This window comes from Chryseobacterium sp. HNCC26DJ240 (assembly GCF_057180485.1).
This window is the reverse complement of sequence record NZ_JBXUGK010000011.1, coordinates 28,474-44,066: the sequence shown is the minus strand read 5'-3', so window position 1 is coordinate 44,066 and position 15,593 is coordinate 28,474. Positions and strand designations below refer to the sequence as shown.

General features: G+C 36.6%; 14 protein-coding genes. 12 read left to right on the top strand and 2 right to left on the bottom strand.

The features are described from left to right. The first annotated feature begins 196 nt into the window (after window positions 1-196). The 8 genes from AC2A1G_RS19640 to AC2A1G_RS19605 all read left to right on the top strand — a co-directional run bounded on the left by AC2A1G_RS19640 (window position 197) and on the right by AC2A1G_RS19605 (window position 8,983). Complete coding sequence (locus tag AC2A1G_RS19640) at window positions 197-2,695, top strand: PIG-L family deacetylase (RefSeq protein ID WP_484048576.1); 2,499 nt, start codon at window positions 197-199, stop codon at window positions 2,693-2,695. 100 nt (window positions 2,696-2,795) lie between these two features. Continuing rightward, complete coding sequence (locus AC2A1G_RS19635) at window positions 2,796-4,487, top strand: sodium:solute symporter family protein (RefSeq protein ID WP_484048575.1); 1,692 nt, start codon at window positions 2,796-2,798, stop codon at window positions 4,485-4,487. A gap of 32 nt (window positions 4,488-4,519) precedes the next feature. Then, on the top strand, window positions 4,520-5,038 hold the full coding sequence (locus AC2A1G_RS19630; RefSeq protein WP_484048574.1) for a DUF2911 domain-containing protein: 519 nt from the start codon (window positions 4,520-4,522) through the stop codon (window positions 5,036-5,038). Window positions 5,039-5,171: 133 nt separating this feature from the next. Beyond that, entirely contained in the window at window positions 5,172-6,308 is a 1,137-nt protein-coding gene (locus tag AC2A1G_RS19625) for a sensor histidine kinase (protein WP_484048573.1), read from the top strand. Window positions 6,309-6,310: 2 nt separating this feature from the next. Next, window positions 6,311-6,985, top strand: coding sequence for a LytR/AlgR family response regulator transcription factor (locus tag AC2A1G_RS19620; RefSeq protein WP_484048572.1), 675 nt, complete (start codon window positions 6,311-6,313; stop codon window positions 6,983-6,985). A gap of 255 nt (window positions 6,986-7,240) precedes the next feature. Further along, entirely contained in the window at window positions 7,241-7,972 is a 732-nt protein-coding gene (locus AC2A1G_RS19615; RefSeq protein WP_484048571.1) for a dioxygenase family protein, read from the top strand. A gap of 90 nt (window positions 7,973-8,062) precedes the next feature. Beyond that, complete coding sequence (locus tag AC2A1G_RS19610) at window positions 8,063-8,707, top strand: pirin family protein (protein WP_484048570.1); 645 nt, start codon at window positions 8,063-8,065, stop codon at window positions 8,705-8,707. A 12-nt stretch (window positions 8,708-8,719) separates the two neighbouring features. Beyond that, window positions 8,720-8,983, top strand: a complete 264-nt coding sequence (locus tag AC2A1G_RS19605; RefSeq protein WP_484048569.1) for an immunoglobulin domain-containing protein — start codon at window positions 8,720-8,722, stop codon at window positions 8,981-8,983. A 463-nt stretch (window positions 8,984-9,446) separates the two neighbouring features. Here the strand turns inward: AC2A1G_RS19605 and AC2A1G_RS19600 are convergent, their stop codons facing one another. Continuing rightward, the gene (locus AC2A1G_RS19600) at window positions 9,447-11,696 is read right to left on the bottom strand and encodes a carbohydrate-binding domain-containing protein (protein ID WP_484048568.1); all 2,250 of its coding nucleotides are present in this window, start codon (window positions 11,694-11,696) and stop codon (window positions 9,447-9,449) included. Continuing rightward, on the bottom strand, window positions 11,693-12,184 hold the full coding sequence (locus AC2A1G_RS19595) for a T9SS type A sorting domain-containing protein (RefSeq protein WP_484048567.1): 492 nt from the start codon (window positions 12,182-12,184) through the stop codon (window positions 11,693-11,695). The genes AC2A1G_RS19600 and AC2A1G_RS19595 overlap by 4 nt, the downstream gene beginning before the upstream one ends. Window positions 12,185-12,537: 353 nt before the next feature. On the opposite strand from AC2A1G_RS19595, the gene AC2A1G_RS19590 reads away from it, so the two are divergent. From AC2A1G_RS19590 to AC2A1G_RS19575, 4 genes are all read left to right on the top strand, one after another. Then, window positions 12,538-13,275: a hypothetical protein gene (locus tag AC2A1G_RS19590; RefSeq protein ID WP_484048566.1), complete on the top strand. Its 738-nt coding sequence runs from the start codon at window positions 12,538-12,540 to the stop codon at window positions 13,273-13,275. 201 nt (window positions 13,276-13,476) lie between these two features. Continuing rightward, window positions 13,477-14,016 (top strand): hypothetical protein, encoded by a 540-nt coding sequence (locus AC2A1G_RS19585; RefSeq protein WP_484048565.1) that lies wholly within the window; start codon window positions 13,477-13,479, stop codon window positions 14,014-14,016. Between the two features lie 76 nt (window positions 14,017-14,092). Further along, window positions 14,093-15,256: an outer membrane protein assembly factor BamB family protein gene (locus tag AC2A1G_RS19580; protein WP_484048564.1), complete on the top strand. Its 1,164-nt coding sequence runs from the start codon at window positions 14,093-14,095 to the stop codon at window positions 15,254-15,256. Between the two features lie 16 nt (window positions 15,257-15,272). Then, window positions 15,273-15,581 (top strand): hypothetical protein, encoded by a 309-nt coding sequence (locus AC2A1G_RS19575; RefSeq protein WP_484048563.1) that lies wholly within the window; start codon window positions 15,273-15,275, stop codon window positions 15,579-15,581. Window positions 15,582-15,593 lie beyond the last annotated feature (12 nt).

The window sequence follows — 15,593 nt, the reverse complement described above, 5'->3', positions numbered from 1 at the left end:
CAGATTGATTAGATTTCTATGAATTGACAAAAGAATTGCTGAATTTAGGGCTTTGATTATAAACGTACATCCTTAAAAAAATTTGTGTCTTTTGTGGTCTGAAAAAAATAATATTTTATACGAAATTTAGACTCAACTTCTTTTAAGTCTGAAAGAAAAACGATTTACTTATATTTGCCCCGCAAAGCAAATTCAAATGTTCAACAAAGCAATCACTGTATTTATTCTTGGCTTTTTTACGGTTTTTTGTTCGGCTCAACAAGTTCGGCCATCAAAATCATCTGAAATTTACCGCGATCTCAAAACGCTAAAACACCTACCTAAAGTTTTATACCTCGCAGCTCATCCCGATGATGAAAATACAGGATTACTGTCTTGGTTAATCAACGAGCAAAATGTAGAAACGGGCTATTTGTCTTTAACAAGAGGTGATGGCGGTCAGAATTTATTAGGAACAGAACAGGGTGCTGCCTTGGGATTGATCAGAACGCATGAGCTTTTAGAGGCAAGAAAGTTAGACGGTGCCCAACAGTTTTTCACCCGTGCAATTGATTTCGGGTTTTCTAAAAATACGACTGATACTTTTAAACAATGGGATGAAAACAGCATTACTGCTGATGTGGTTTGGGTTATCCGAAAATTCCGTCCGGATATTATCATTTGTCGTTTTCCTCCTACTGCTGCGGCAGGACACGGACAACATGCGGCTTCGGCTGTGGTTGCAGAAAAAGCTTTTAAGTTGGCAGGCGATAAAACAGCTTTTCCAAATCAACTGAAATATGTGAATTTATGGCAACCCAAACGCATATTGTGGAACACTTTCCGATTTGGTAACAACAATACGACGGCTGAAAATCAACTGAAAGTCACCGTTGGGCAATATGATGCTCAACTGGGAATGGGTTATGGTGAACTGGCTGGATTAAGCAGAAGTTTACATAAAAGTCAGGGTGCAGGAACACAGTCTGTAGCCGGAATTAAAACTGAATATTTTTCCCATGTTGATGGCGAGTCTGCAAAGTCAACACTTTTTGATGGAGTAACTAAAACCTGGACAAAAGAAGGAAGCGCTGATATTGACCAATCTTTAGATAAAATTATTGCGAATTTCAATTTCAATAATCCTGAACAGAGCTTACCTGATTTGCTTGTTTTGCGAAAAAAAGTTTTAGCATTAAAAGATTCAGATTTAAAAAATGATAAAATTAAATCTCTTGATCATATCATTTTAGGCTGTGTTGGATTTATGGGTGAAGTGGTTACCAATCAGGCTGAAGCTGTTGCGGGTGACAATTACAATTTTAAATTAAATCTAATCTCAAGAACTACAAATCCTGTTATTTTAGAAAATGTAAAATGGCTAAGTCAATCAGAAAATTTTAACAGAAAATTATCCAAAGATTCTTTAATTACCATTCAACACGATATTCAGATTCCTGCAGATGCAGCGCTTACAGAACCTTACTGGTTGGCAAAACCAGCTGTGAATGCGGCAACTTTCTCTGTTCCAAATGATACTATAATCGGTTTGCCTGAGGCGGAATCACCACTGAATGTTTTGCTTGGTTTAAAAATCGGCTCGGAAAAGTTTCATGTTAAACTTCCTTTATCTTTCAAGAAATTAGATCCGGTGCGTGGCGATGTGGTCGAAGCCTTGCGCATTGTTCCTGCATTGGAACTGAAATTTACACAACCACTTTATTTAGTCAGAGAAAATGAAGATTTACATTTGAGTTTAAATTTTAAGATTAATTCTAATAAACATTTCAGTAATGGAAAAGTAAATCTGATGTTTAACGGCGAACGACTAGGCGGAGGTGATATAAAATCAATCAATGGAAAAGATATTACCGTTGATTATGTTATTCCAAAAGCTAAATTGGCTTCAATAAAATCAAATCAGTTACAATTGGATGCCAATTTTGTTGCCGATGGAGTAACTTATAATAAAAAACAGGTATTAATTCAATATCCGCATTTACCTTCATTACAATATTTTGCGCCTGCAACAGTTGCTGTGATGAAAGGTGATATTCAGTCTAAGGTTAAAAAGGTGGGTTATGTACAAGGAGCAGGAGATTTTATTCCTGAGTTTTTACGTATTGCCGGTATTCAGGTAGATGTTCTGAAAGATGAAGATTTTTATGGCAACTTAGATGAATCTGGCGGAAATAAAAATAAACTTTCTCAATATGATGCTATCGTTCTTGGTGTTCGTGCCAATAATACGGAGAAAAAACTGGGTCGTTGGATGCCTTTTTTATGGTCTTATGTAAAAGCTGGAGGTAATTTGGTGATGCAGTACAACACCAATCAGGATACAACCGTTGACCAGTTGGGAATGTACAATTTTACGATTGCCAATAAGCGTGTTACAGAAGAAAATGCTGAGGTTAAATTTTTAAATCCAAATCATAAATTACTGAACTTTCCAAACAAAATTACTGCGGTTGATTTTAAAGGTTGGGTACAGGAGCGCGGTGCTTACTTCCCTGTTCAATGGGATGCAGCGTATGAACCACTTTTTGAAATGCACGATACAGGTGAAGAACCTTTGCAGGGATCAACTTTATATGCAAAATACGGAAAGGGTAATTTCATTTACACACCGTTGGCGTTTTTCAGACAGTTGCCTGCGGGAAATGTGGGTGCGGCTCGTTTATTTTTAAACTTTTTATCTGCACAGAAAAACTGATGAATAATCAACTTAAAAACTGGAATATTTGGTATATACTTTTAGCATTTGCATTAGTAGCTCAGATAGTATTTTATTATTTTTTTACTAAATTCTGGGCATGAGTACGATAGATTGGACAGTCCTGATTTTCACACTGGTTGCAGTGGTTGTCTACGGCGTATTCATCGGTCGTGGACAGAAAAGCAACGAATCTTACCTGAAAGCAGATAATAAAATGCCTTGGTACATTGTGTTGATAGGTATTATGGCGACTCAGGCGAGTGCCATTACGTTTCTTTCAGCACCGGGGCAGGCTTACACAGACGGGATGCGTTTCGTTCAGTATTATTTTGGTTTGCCTTTGGCGATGATTGTGATTTGTATCACTTTTATTCCGATTTTTCAGCGCTTAAATGTTTACACTGCCTATGAATATTTAGAAAACCGTTTCGATAAAAAAACAAGGGTACTAACTTCACTGCTTTTTCTTTTTTCCAGAGGTTTATCAACGGGAATCAGTATTTATGCTCCGAGTATCATCTTATCAAGCGTTTTAAACTGGAATATTTATTTGACTAATGTTTTAACAGGCGGAATTCTGTTGATTTATACCTATGTTGGCGGTGCAAAAGCGATAGCTCACACCCAAAAATTACAGTTTCTGATTATTTTGGGAACAATGGCTTTTGCAGGATATCTTCTTATTGAAAATATGCCAAATGGAATTGGCTTTAATGACGCTCTTTATCTCGCAGGAAAATCCGGAAAGCTCAATGTCATCACCACGGAATTTGACTGGAAAGACAAATACAACATCTGGAGCGGACTGATTGGTGGTTTTTTTCTGGCACTTTCATATTTCGGTACAGACCAGAGTCAGGTCGGGAGGTATATTACGGCGAAAGACAATACGAATGCAAAAATGGGCTTGCTGTTGAATGGATTGGTTAAAATTCCGATGCAGTTTGCCATTCTTCTCATCGGTGCTTTGCTTTTCGCTTTCTTTTCTTTAAAACCGGCTCCGATTTATTTCAACGAACGCTCTTATCAACATTTAAAAGAAACAAAACCTGAGCAGGCTGCCGTTTTTGAAAAGGAACATCAGGATTTGCAGACAAAATTTAATGAAGAATCGAAAGAAATTTTAAAGCTGAAAGAAACTCAATCTCCTCAACTTAAACAGACTATTCAGGATTTTAAAAATACACAAACTCAGGTAAAAGACCTGCACGGAAGGGTAGAGGAAGCTATCAATAATTCAAATTTTAATGCCGAGAAAACAGATACCAATTATATTTTCCTGTATTTCGTTAAAAATACCTTGCCTGTAGGAACGATAGGTTTGCTGTTTGCTGTCATTTTTCTGGCGAGCTGGGGCTCAATTTCGGCAGCTTTAAATTCCCTTGCGGCTTGTTCATTAAAAGATGTTCATTTGATATTTAAAAAAGAAATTCCTGACGACGAAACCGAACTTCGTTACAGTCGACTTCACACCTTAGCCTGGGGGATTTTTTCAATCGGTGTCGCAATGTTTGCCACTCAAATGGGTTCTCTTATTGAAGCGGTGAATGTTTTGGGCTCTCTTTTCTATGGACCGATTTTAGGGATTTTTCTGGTTGCATTTTATTTTAAAAAAATCAATGGAAAGAATGTATTCATATCTGCAATTTTATCGGAAATTACGGTGATTGCCATTTACAATTTCGATGTTGTTTCTTTTCTTTGGCTCAATGTAATTGGCGCAGCGGCAGTCATTTTATTTTCTGCAATTGGATTACTGTTTTATAAGCCAAAAGCAGTAAATTCGTAAAAGATAAATAAATCAAAAATTATAAAAATATTATGAATACAATTTTTAAATCGGCTACCGTTCTTGTGGCTGCAATGACTGTTTCAGTGAACGCTTTCGCTCAGGAAACTAAAAAACCTGCGAGCCCTCCTGCAACTGTAACAGGAAAAATTAAAGACGCCAATATTACCATTGCCTACAACAGTCCTTCAGTTAAAGGACGTACAATCTGGGGTGATTTGGTACCTTATGATAAAGTTTGGCGTGCCGGTGCCAATGAAGCAACTACTTTTGAAACCAGTAAAGAAATTACTGTTCAGGGTAAGAAACTTCCTGCTGGTAAATACAGCTTTTTCTTAGTTCCAAAAGCATCAGGAACCTGGACTGCAGTTTTCAACAAAGAGTCAAAACAGTGGGGCGCTTACAAATACGAAGAATCTAAAGATGCTTTGCGTGTTGATGTAAAAACTAAGGCTTTAAAAGCGACACAGGAAACTTTAGTTTATAAAGTAAACAGCAATGGATTCACAATGGATTGGGACAAGATCTCAGTTCCTGTGGAGATCAAATAAATTCAAAATTGATAAATTGAAATCCCGTTCATTCGGGATTTTTTTTGTTTTAGATTTTGGTATTGTATTTAGAGATTGCCAAAAATCCTGCGCTCAAATCGATAAATTAACTATCTTTAGGTAGTATTAAACTATGAAAAGCAGCACATTCAACCAAAGGACAGACCGTAAAAAGGTTTTTACGAATATATTTCTTATCATACTTTTATTGGCAATTCCTGTGATCTCATCGCCGGATTTTGACGGCACGCTTTCATTATTTAATTCCGAACCTTTTCAGAGAGATTTTCTGAGGTTTGTTCTGGTCATCGGTTTTTTTTATCTGAATTCTCTGGTCTTGCTTCCGAAACTTTTCAGCAGAAATAAAATTCTTGCTTTTTCAGTAATGGTGGTGTTGAGTTATGCCGTGGTTGTATTTTTACCATTTTCGTTAGTTCCGAATCATCAGGGTGGAAATGATGGCAGTCCCCAAAACGAAATGGAAATGCGAAAGCCTCCTGAGAACGATAAATTTAAAGAAAATATTCCTCCGCAATTCCCAAAAAACAGACTACAGCCGGAGCAGATGGGAGCTAAAAAAGACAATACCTTACCCAAGAAAATCTTCACTTCAATTCTGCCGTTTTTATTTTCATTTTTATCTTCCTTTTTTATTTATAAATCAAATGAGCAGCGCGAACTTGAAAAATTGAAGGCCAAATCTGATCTTTTAAACCTGAAATATCAGCTGCAGCCTCATTTTTTATTTAATATTCTCAATTCTATCTATTCACTCTCTCTGCTGAAATCGGATGATGCACCGGATGGAATACTGAAGCTTTCCAATGTAATGCGCTATGTCGTTCAGGAAAGCAGCAAAGATTTTGTAGATTTAAACAAAGAAATTGATTACATAAAAGATTACATCGCACTTCAGTTGTTGCGAACCGACAGCAGTTTAGATTTTTCCTACATAGAAATTGGTGATCTGAAAGATTTTAAAATAGCACCTTTTATTCTGATTAATTTTATTGAAAATGCCTTTAAGTATGGTTTTAATGCTGAAGAAAATTCTAAAATAGAACTGAAAATAATTGTGCAGGAATCTATTCTGAACTTCACGGTCTTTAATAACATTGTCACAGCAAATATTACCGATGAAGACAGTTTAAAAGTGGGCTTGAAGAATACTTTTGACCAGTTAAATCAGGTATATTCCGGAAAACACAGTATTATAATTGCTGAAACTGAAACTACTTATAAGGTAGATTTAACCATAAATTTAAACTGAAAATGATTAGAGCCATTGCCCTGGATGACGAAATTCTTGCCCTGAAAATTATTGAGAATTACGCGGAAAAAATTGAAAATCTGTCTCTGGAAAAAGTTTTCAATAAACAGAGTGATGCTCAGAAATTTCTGAATAAATTTCCGGTGGATTTGATTTTTCTGGATATTGAAATGCCTGCAAAAAATGGTCTGGACTTCTATAAAAATATTTCTCAGAATACCAAAGTTATTTTCACGACAGCTTTTTCAGAATATGCCGTGGATGCCTTCAGTATCAATGCGGTAGATTATCTTCTGAAACCTTTTTCTTTTGAAAGATTTAAGGTGGCAGTAGAAAAAATCAATATAAATCAGGAAAATAATGAGGTGAAACACCTTTCCATTAGGGCAGATTACAAGCTTCATAAAATCAATTACAACGACATCCAGCTAATTGAGGGTTTAGACGATTATATACAGATTCATTTGAAAGATACTACAAAAATTACCGCCCGCTCGTCGATGAAAAGTATCCTTGAAAAGCTTTCTTTAAAAGATTTTGTGCGTGTTCACCGTTCTTTCATCGTTCCTGTGAGCGATATTAAAACAATAGTGAATAAAAACATTCATATTTCAGATTTTATAATACCGATAGGCGAGACGTACAAAGAGGAAGTAATGAAAATTCTGAATAAATAAAAGTTTCGATATCTGTTTTTTCTTCAATTTTAAAAATTTGCTCTAAAAAAATGATTATAAATTTTCTATTTTTCAGGTATATTTAAATGCCTTTAAATTCTATGCTTACTGGAGATAAAGTTCTGAATAAACACTGAGAATATTCTTAACGTCTCTTAAATAACCGTCATTAACCGACACATTTTTTCTGTTCACCTCATAAATTTTTCTGTCTGCCCATTTGAAAATACTTTTGGTGCAAGAAAAATGGAAAAAATGAAAACAATCGACAGAAAAAGTTTTTTAAAAACTTTAGGAATGGCAGGTGTTGCTGCAGTGGCTGCACCCGTTTTGATGTTTTGCAGAAAAGATGATGAAGAAGATGCGGTGACAGGTATTATCAATAACAGCATTTCTACTGCATGTGCCGTAACCAACTCTGAAACCGAAGGGCCGTTTCCTACAAAATCACCTTCAGGACTGGTGCAGACCAATATTGTGAGTGACCGCACAGGAGTGCCATTTACCATTGCAATAACGGTTCAGAATGTCAATGCCAACTGTGCAAATCTGCAGGGTGCTATTGTAGACATCTGGCATTGCGACAAAGACGGAAACTACTCAGAATATGGCGGAACCGGAATGCAGTCGACCAATTATACCTCAGTTCATTTTCTGAGAGGCAGACAAACTACAGATGCCAGTGGGAAAGTGAATTTTATCTCTGTTTTTCCGGGTTGGTACAACGGAAGGGCGACTCATATTCACGTTCATGTGTATAATACAGCAGGACAGTCGCTTTTGGTGACGCAGATTGCTTTTCCGGAAGGAAATGACAGTGCAGTCGCTTTGGTAGCCGCAAGCTCCGGATACAAAGGACTGAGCGGATATACTTACAATTCAAATGACAATGTGTTCAGTGACGGAACTTCCAATGAAATGTCTGCAGTTACAGGTAATGTAAGCGGAGGTTTTGCACTGACGCACACCATAAAAGTATCAGTTTAGATTTGGTAATTTCATTTTAATAAGCGGTAAATGATGATGAAATGGATGATGCAGATGAATTCATTTATCGCTTTAATTTTTTTTTAAATTATGTTAATTCAGACACCTTCAAAAATATTCAAATCAGATTTTGCCTTTTGGAAAGAAGAAAATTCTTGCCGGATCAGAGATGTTTTTACTGAAAATGAAGATTCTAATCTCAGAAAAGTATCGGAAATTGTGATAGATGAAAATGGGAAATTCTGTTTTCAATACAAAGCAAACTGCGCAGTGATGATTTTGGTTTTGTATGGTGAAATTTTGATCAATGATTTTAAAAAGCAGGTTTCTGCACACGAGGTTTTCACTTTAAAATCTACAGAAACCGATAGTTTAACCATTAAAAATAATCTTGAAAACGAGAAAGCCGATATTTTAATTATAGAATTGAAATCCGGAAAGCACGATAATTCCTTCAGTCTCAAAGATCTGAATATTGATTTTAAAAACACGTTGATTCCGATGGCTGAAGATTTTGATTATCCGAATTTCATCGGATTGTATGATGGGAGAAAAGAAGATATATATTTAATTAATCAGTCAGACAGATCGGTTTTTGGAATGGTAATCAACGGTGCTTTTGAGTTTCAGAACAGATTACTCGAAAACAGGGATGCTGTTTGGCTGGAAGATATTGAAACTTTGGAGTTTGAAGCTCTAAGTGAAAATGCGCTATTGCTATTTTTAGAAATCTGAATAAGTTTTACATTGAAAAAAAACAGTCATAATCCTTTTCGCCAGGAAACCGTTTTTCCCATTGTTTTAGATGAAAAATCATCTGTCAGTATCGACCTTTATGAAAAAGAAGGTCAAAAAATGCTCTCTGTAATCGATCATCAGCGTCTTTCGGCAGGAAAACAGAATATCATCATATCAGGAAATCAATTGAATTCGGGAAAATATACAGCAAAAATCACCATTGAAAATTCTAAAGGTGAATTCACAGAAAATATAGAAATTATAGTTAATTAAGTAAATCTGAAAAGATTTTTTTTCATTGAGGATTGTTTAGGATCAGGACAGCGTGGAAGCTGTCCTGTTTTTTTATGTTCAAATTGTTGTGTTTTTCTCCAGTATTATATTGAGATACTGAAATAAAATATTTAAGTAAAGTCTTTTGTTTTTCTAAAACTGACGTTGCAAAATTTGGATGTTGAAAACATTTAGTATTAGAGATGTCATCCTGAGCTTGCCGAAGGATATTAAAGAAGATAATTACTATTTATTTTAAACAATTTACTTGCTATTTTTTATAAGTTTAATTTAAATTAAAAGTACATCCAGATAATACGAATATGTAAAACAGATAGTATTAGAGATGTCTCACTGAGCGTAGTCGAAGTGTTTTTCTTCAAATTATTGATTTTCATAAAAAAGCAAAACCTCCCAGCTTATAAACTGAGAGGTTTTTGACATTGATTAAAAATGTTTCTTTCTAAAATGAAACCGTGTTTACTTTTGCTGTAGTGGAGGTTGTAAATGTACTTTTTAAAGTTCCTCCGCTCGTAGAATAAGTTCCTCCTGTGTATAAACCCCATCCGGTGCTTCCGCCAACATAGCTTCCGCCTGTGTAAGTGCCTCCGAAATAAACTTTGTAGCTTGTTCCCTGAGCAAGGTTCGGACTTGAAAAATGAAAATAGTAAACGCCGTTTTTAGGTTTAAAAGTCACCATTTCGGTTCCTGCCGCATTTTCAATTTGAAAAACTGAAGTCGCTGCCAGTTGCGCACTTGATTTCAGATACATTCCCACCTGCGTCGAAGCGGTACTCATTGCTTTGGTCATATTGGCATTGGATCCCGCAGAAATCAGAATCCCGCCGTTCATCAGGAAAGTTCCGTTGTAGTCGATGCCTTCTTCGGGCTGACTTGTCGGACCGTTAACGATGGTGGTGCCTCCGGTGATGGTGATATTTCCGTTGCTGTCGATGGCGTCGCTTCCTGCAACGATTACAATGCCGCCCGTGATGTACAAATGGCTGTTGTCATTGGCCTCTGTTCCGCCGGAAACTGTTCCGTAGGTAGCGTTGATGCCATCGTTGGAAGCTGTAATATTATTCACACCGCCAGCAAAAGTAATGATGGGTGCTTCCACACCTTCACCAACGCCTGATGTTGCAGAGATAGCCGAAACGGTATTGTTTCCGCCATTTACGGTAATCGAAGCGTCTGAATGGATTCCGTCATCTGTGGATGTAAATTTATTCAGTCCGTTGTTGATCGTAATGGCTCCCGTAGCAACCAGTGTTTTGGGATGACTGTAATCTGTTCCTGAAACCAAAAATCTCGCCCCTGTTGTTGTGATATTTAAGGTTGGGCTTCCCGTCGTGCTGCCAATCGTTACCGTTCCGTCTGCTTTTAAACCTTTTCCTCCGGTTCCAGAGCTTGTTGTGGTCACAGTACCCGCATTGATCAGAAGATTTCCGTCGGCAGAAACAGCAGATGATGAATAAGAATCTAAAACCCCTGTGGTATTCGTGTAAGTCGCTCCGTTACCAGCCGTAGTGATTGTGACAGCACCTCCGTTGATGGTAATATTTTGGTCTGCAGAAATTCCTTTTCCTCCGTTGGCAGTTGAGGCTAAATTTAAATTTAAAGTTCCGCTGTTGATGATGACATTCGTATCTGTTTTTACAGCGGTAGAGTAGGAAGGATCAAAACCGCTTCCTGATGCTGTAAGGACTGCTGCGCCGGAAAGATTCGCAGTCGTGTTCCCGCCGTCAAAGGTGATGTTTCCTTTTGCGCTGATGGCTTTAGACTGAGCTCCCGTGAGAGTCAGGCTGATTGTACCTCCCGAAATATCAATCGTAGAAGTTCCGGTTTTTATACCTTTTACATCTGCTGAAGAAAGAGAAGCGGTAATATTTCCTCCCGAAACGGAAACTGCGTTGTCGCCTGCATCAATAGCGTCTGCGGTTGCAGTAATATTGACTGTTCCGTTCGTCATTGTGAATCCTTCAGAATGAAATCCGTCTGATGCAGCTGAAATTACTTTCACTGTTCCGCTTTGCACTTCAATTCCTGCTGAGGTGGAAACTCCGTGTTTTTTAATTCCTGTAAGATTTAAAATTCCTGTACCGGAAAAAATAATTTTTCCGTCCGTCTGAAGCGTTCCGTTTTTAGTACTCGTTGAGCCGTCGGTAAGCGAATTGGTTGTATTGGCCTGTGATAAAAAAGTATGAACCTGACCTCCTGTGATGTTGATTGCCGGACCTGCAGAATTCGTAAGATTGAGATTATTAAGAACAAATTGTGCAGGAAGAGTGGAGCTCATCGTTAAATTTCCGGCGGCGCTGGTACCCAATAAATTATATTCAAGATTGCTGATGGTGGCAGTTGAGACCACCTGTACATTTCCGCCGGTCGCTGTAATATTAACTCCCTGATTTGCGTAAGGATTAATGACTGTTGCGTTTTCTGTCCCTTTGTAAATAATATAAATTTTTGTCAGGTTGACAGTATTTGAGGTGAATGTAATGCTGTCGACAGCTGTTTTGGGAATATCCAAAACGGTTGTGTTTCCGGATAGTTTAAATTTAGAATAACTGGCATCCAGTTTAATGCTGTCTATAGCTGAGGTGGCAGACGCGAAAATATTGTTCCCTGAATTGTGTACCACGATGGTCTGCTGTGCCTTCAGTGCAAATGTTGTAAGGATGGCGATGATGATGTAAAGCTGCTTTCTCATTTCTTGATCATTTTAAGGGTGGTCTCATCTACCTGTACCAGATAAAATCCTGCGCTCAGGCTGCTGATATTGATGTCTTCATCAGGTTGGAAAATTCCTTTTAAAACCAGTTTTCCCGCAGAGGAATAGATTTTAACATTCATTTTCTGTTTTTTATCTGAAGAAATTCTTAAAAAATCTGAAGAAGGATTAGGGTAAAGTTTATTATGGGAAGTATTTCTTCCGATTTCCTGTGTAGCAAGATTTGCTGTAGCGAAAGTTATTTTCCGGATAATATTGGTAGGAATCGAAATATCAGATGCCGTTGAGGTTGTTTTCAGCAGCAGATTGCTTCCCGAGAAGTATAATTTCCCGCTGGTTGTTATCGTATAATCCTGAGTCGATCCTGTGTAATAGGTGACTTTCACGGTGGTCTGACCAAATACTGAGGTGCTGAGTAACACCATGCAGACCGCAAAAAGTGAGCTTAAAAAATTGAAGTTTTTCATTGTTATATTTTTACGTAACAAATATAATTTCTGCCGTTTAAGCAAAAAATATTTTGAGGTAAACGTATAAAATGTGTCGGTAAAGCAAGTGAATAGATAAACAGCAATTTTACGCAGCTGAATCAAACTGCAGCTGCGGGCGGAGACAACAGCAAGTGCCGACTGTCATGCAAAGCAAGAAAATATTCGCAAAAAAATCTTTACTGAGATATTCAGTTAAAAATCCCGAAACGCTTTAAAGTTCTGACTACAATACATTGAAAAGTTTTAATTCGTATTATAAGAATAAGATTCAGCAGAAATTACCGTTATAAAGCTCAATTACCACGAAAATTAAAATGCATCATTCGACTATGAGATTATTTTTAAATCTTTTTACAGCAGCAGTATGCTTTTCAGCAAATATGTTCTCTGCACAATCTGCTTATTCATTGGGAATCATTTTGGGTTCAGGTTTGAATATCTTTAGAAACAGCCTTTCAGCAGATAAAAATCATTTCAAAGCAAAGACTCCTTTGTCACTCAATCTTGGAGTGCGGCTCTCGAAAAATCTGGATGAAGAAAACAAATTATTTGCAGATCTTTTGCTTACCAGGAAGAAAATAGAATATGCATACAAGCTGAATGAGCCCGAAATACCTTTCGTAAACGATGATATTGTTGGTCAGAAATATGATTGTATTTCATTACTGGTGGGGTATAGAAGACTATTCCCGTACAGGGAAAACAAATTGTATGTTGAGGCAGCTGCCGGTGCAGATTTTAATAATAATGTAATGTCTTACAACCGTGGCAATGGTCAGGCAGTGCAGGAGATCAGCGAACCCATTTATTATGAAAGTCTCTATCAGACCAATTTAGGTGAGAAAACCTACACCATCAGTGGAAGTGTAGGTTTTGGTTTAAATTTCGGCTACCGAAATCAATACGATATAGGATTGTCTTTTTATTTTCCGGTTCAGAAAATTCAGGATAAAGAATCTCTGTTACAATATGTTTGGACTTACAAAAACAAAGAATACAGGCATCAGCTGAATTATCTGGGATCTGTTTGGTATCCCAGCCTTAAAATGACTTATTATCTGTTCTAAAAAGGTGTTTTCTAAAAGCTATTCACATTTCAATTTAAAACTACCGCAAAAGGGTGATTTTTCGGCGTCATAAACTTTGGTATATTTCACTGCTGAAAGTTTGGTGAGAACTGTTATTAGGCTAATACCTGAACTTCCCGGCATTTTTAGTGAGTGATTTCCATAACAGAATCGCTTTCATTTATTTAAAAATACATTACCATGAAAAAACTGTTGGTCATTCTTATAATTTTTGCCTCTACACTGATGTATTCTCAGAACAGGCTGAAAGAAGTTTTTGGTTACAGTGTAATAACCCATTTTCCGAAAGAAGGTGCAGGTGATTACGTTTATAAAAAAGATTTCTCAGACAATGATTATCTTGTGGTTTCCGGTCCGGCAATAGAAAACCGACCAATCATAATGGAGCTGGAAGTAAAAAATGGTCTTGCAAAATTATACATGCATATTAAAAATAACGGCAATCCAAAAACATCTCTCAGCTTTTCAAAAGTTAAATTTAAACTTCATGATGATGAGGTTTCTTACGTAATTAAAGAGTCTGGCAATAGTGAAAATCTTAAATATCGCTGGTTTCAGATAGATGATGATATGCTGAGGCTGATAAAGCATTCGGTTGATAAAGGATGTCAGATTTCTTATCTGTTTGAAAAAAATTCTGAGACCGGTGTTATCGGAAAAGAAAATCTGAAGAGTATAGACGAGATGGTTCAGATTGTCAACATTATGTCACAGCCTTAAATATATTGATAGTTAAAGATGGTGCATTTCCAATTTAAATGTTTTTTTTAAAATCATTCCATTCACATGATGAAATATGATTAAAGTTTTAAAATTTCTGCCCTTAATTTTTACAGCTTCTCTGTTTTCGCAGAAGCAGCTTTACCGTTCTGATTTTCCTTTGGACAGCACAGAAAACATGTCTTTTAAAGGTTCGATAATAATGTCATCCGGTAAAATCATTTTTAATGCAGATAATTTTACCATTTACAGTCTTGATAAAGAGAAAAATACGGTAATTTGGGAAAGAAAAATCGGCTGGCGATCAGATGCTGGTCCGTATATTTTTGAAAATTCTTTCCTCTATGGAAATTACGATGGCAATACCCGCAAAGTTCATCAGTATGACATCAGTACAGGCAAAACAATAAGAGAATTGGAGCTACAGTCTGTTACGACCCAACCTTATTTTAAAAATTCCATAATGTACACTACGGCCAATGCAGACGGTGGAAAATTATTAGCTTATGATCTGGAAAATAACAGGATTTTGTGGCAGAAAAACATCAATTTCGGATCTGAAATTCAGCCTATTTTCTTAAATGATAGAATTATTACCAATTTAGAAGACGATTTGTGGTTTGAAATAGATTACAGCGGAAATTTTTTAAAGTATAAATCTGAAATTTCAACGTATGTGGAAGACAAAAAGGTGGATGCCAAGAAGTTTCATTTTCTAACTCAAGATAATACGTCCATCACGAAAGAATGGCTTGAGAAGAATAAACTGGCAAATTCAGATTTTAAAATCGAAAAAAATCAGAATTATACTTTTCTTTTGAGTGAAAAATATTTAACCGCCATCGGGAAAAAAGGAAAACAAAAATTACAAATCAATTTAGAAACAATAGTTCCGCCGGAAGAGTACGAAAACGAGGCTTTATCATCAATTGTAAGTTCGGAAAATGAAAAACTTTGGTTTGTCTTTCAGAATCATTTAGTTCATTACGACAGCAAGAAAGAAAAAGTACTCAGAAATGTTTATTTAAATAACTGGCAACCGCATCAGCTTATTCTGGATGGCAGAAATATCTGGCTGATCTCCAAAAATGACGGACAGCTCTATCATCTGGATTTTGAACCTGATGAAGAGCTCAACAGAAAGATGGATCGTGAAAATGCCATGCGAGAATACTATAAATGCGATCCGCCCAATCATGAGAAAATAAAAGCAGCGAAAGAGGCAGAAAAAAATTATTAGATTTTAAATCATGAAAATGTACATTCTGATAAAAGATAATGTTCCCGACAAGTTGGTTCCCGTCATCGCTGCACATGCTTCGCTGGCTTGCTATTTAAAATTTGAAACCGATGAAAATATGAGAAAATGGATCAGCGGAATATTCAGAAAAGTAGTTTGTGTGGTGAATGAAACAGAGTTTGAAAGTTTTAAGAACGAAGAAAATCATATTGTTCTTACCGAATCATCACTTGATAACAAAGAAGTTTGTCTGGTATTTTGCCCAAGAGAAGAGTATTCTAAGAAATTTAAATTCTTAAAAATGTGGACGCCACAGAATGTTTAAAAGATGATAAAT

Bases quoted from the DNA above. Each gene is read 5' to 3' on its own strand.
- AC2A1G_RS19640 (WP_484048576.1), top strand. From the start codon at position 197: ATGTTCAACAAAGCAATCACTGTATTTATTCTTGGCTTTTTTACGGTT.
- AC2A1G_RS19635 (WP_484048575.1), top strand. From the start codon at position 2,796: ATGAGTACGATAGATTGGACAGTCCTGATTTTCACACTGGTTGCAGTG.
- AC2A1G_RS19630 (WP_484048574.1), top strand. From the start codon at position 4,520: ATGAATACAATTTTTAAATCGGCTACCGTTCTTGTGGCTGCAATGACT.
- AC2A1G_RS19625 (WP_484048573.1), top strand. From the start codon at position 5,172: ATGAAAAGCAGCACATTCAACCAAAGGACAGACCGTAAAAAGGTTTTT.
- AC2A1G_RS19620 (WP_484048572.1), top strand. From the start codon at position 6,311: ATGATTAGAGCCATTGCCCTGGATGACGAAATTCTTGCCCTGAAAATT.
- AC2A1G_RS19615 (WP_484048571.1), top strand. From the start codon at position 7,241: ATGAAAACAATCGACAGAAAAAGTTTTTTAAAAACTTTAGGAATGGCA.
- AC2A1G_RS19610 (WP_484048570.1), top strand. From the start codon at position 8,063: ATGTTAATTCAGACACCTTCAAAAATATTCAAATCAGATTTTGCCTTT.
- AC2A1G_RS19600 (WP_484048568.1), bottom strand. From the start codon at position 11,696: ATGAGAAAGCAGCTTTACATCATCATCGCCATCCTTACAACATTTGCA.
- AC2A1G_RS19595 (WP_484048567.1), bottom strand. From the start codon at position 12,184: ATGAAAAACTTCAATTTTTTAAGCTCACTTTTTGCGGTCTGCATGGTG.
- AC2A1G_RS19590 (WP_484048566.1), top strand. From the start codon at position 12,538: ATGAGATTATTTTTAAATCTTTTTACAGCAGCAGTATGCTTTTCAGCA.
- AC2A1G_RS19585 (WP_484048565.1), top strand. From the start codon at position 13,477: ATGAAAAAACTGTTGGTCATTCTTATAATTTTTGCCTCTACACTGATG.
- AC2A1G_RS19580 (WP_484048564.1), top strand. From the start codon at position 14,093: ATGATTAAAGTTTTAAAATTTCTGCCCTTAATTTTTACAGCTTCTCTG.
- AC2A1G_RS19575 (WP_484048563.1), top strand. From the start codon at position 15,273: ATGTACATTCTGATAAAAGATAATGTTCCCGACAAGTTGGTTCCCGTC.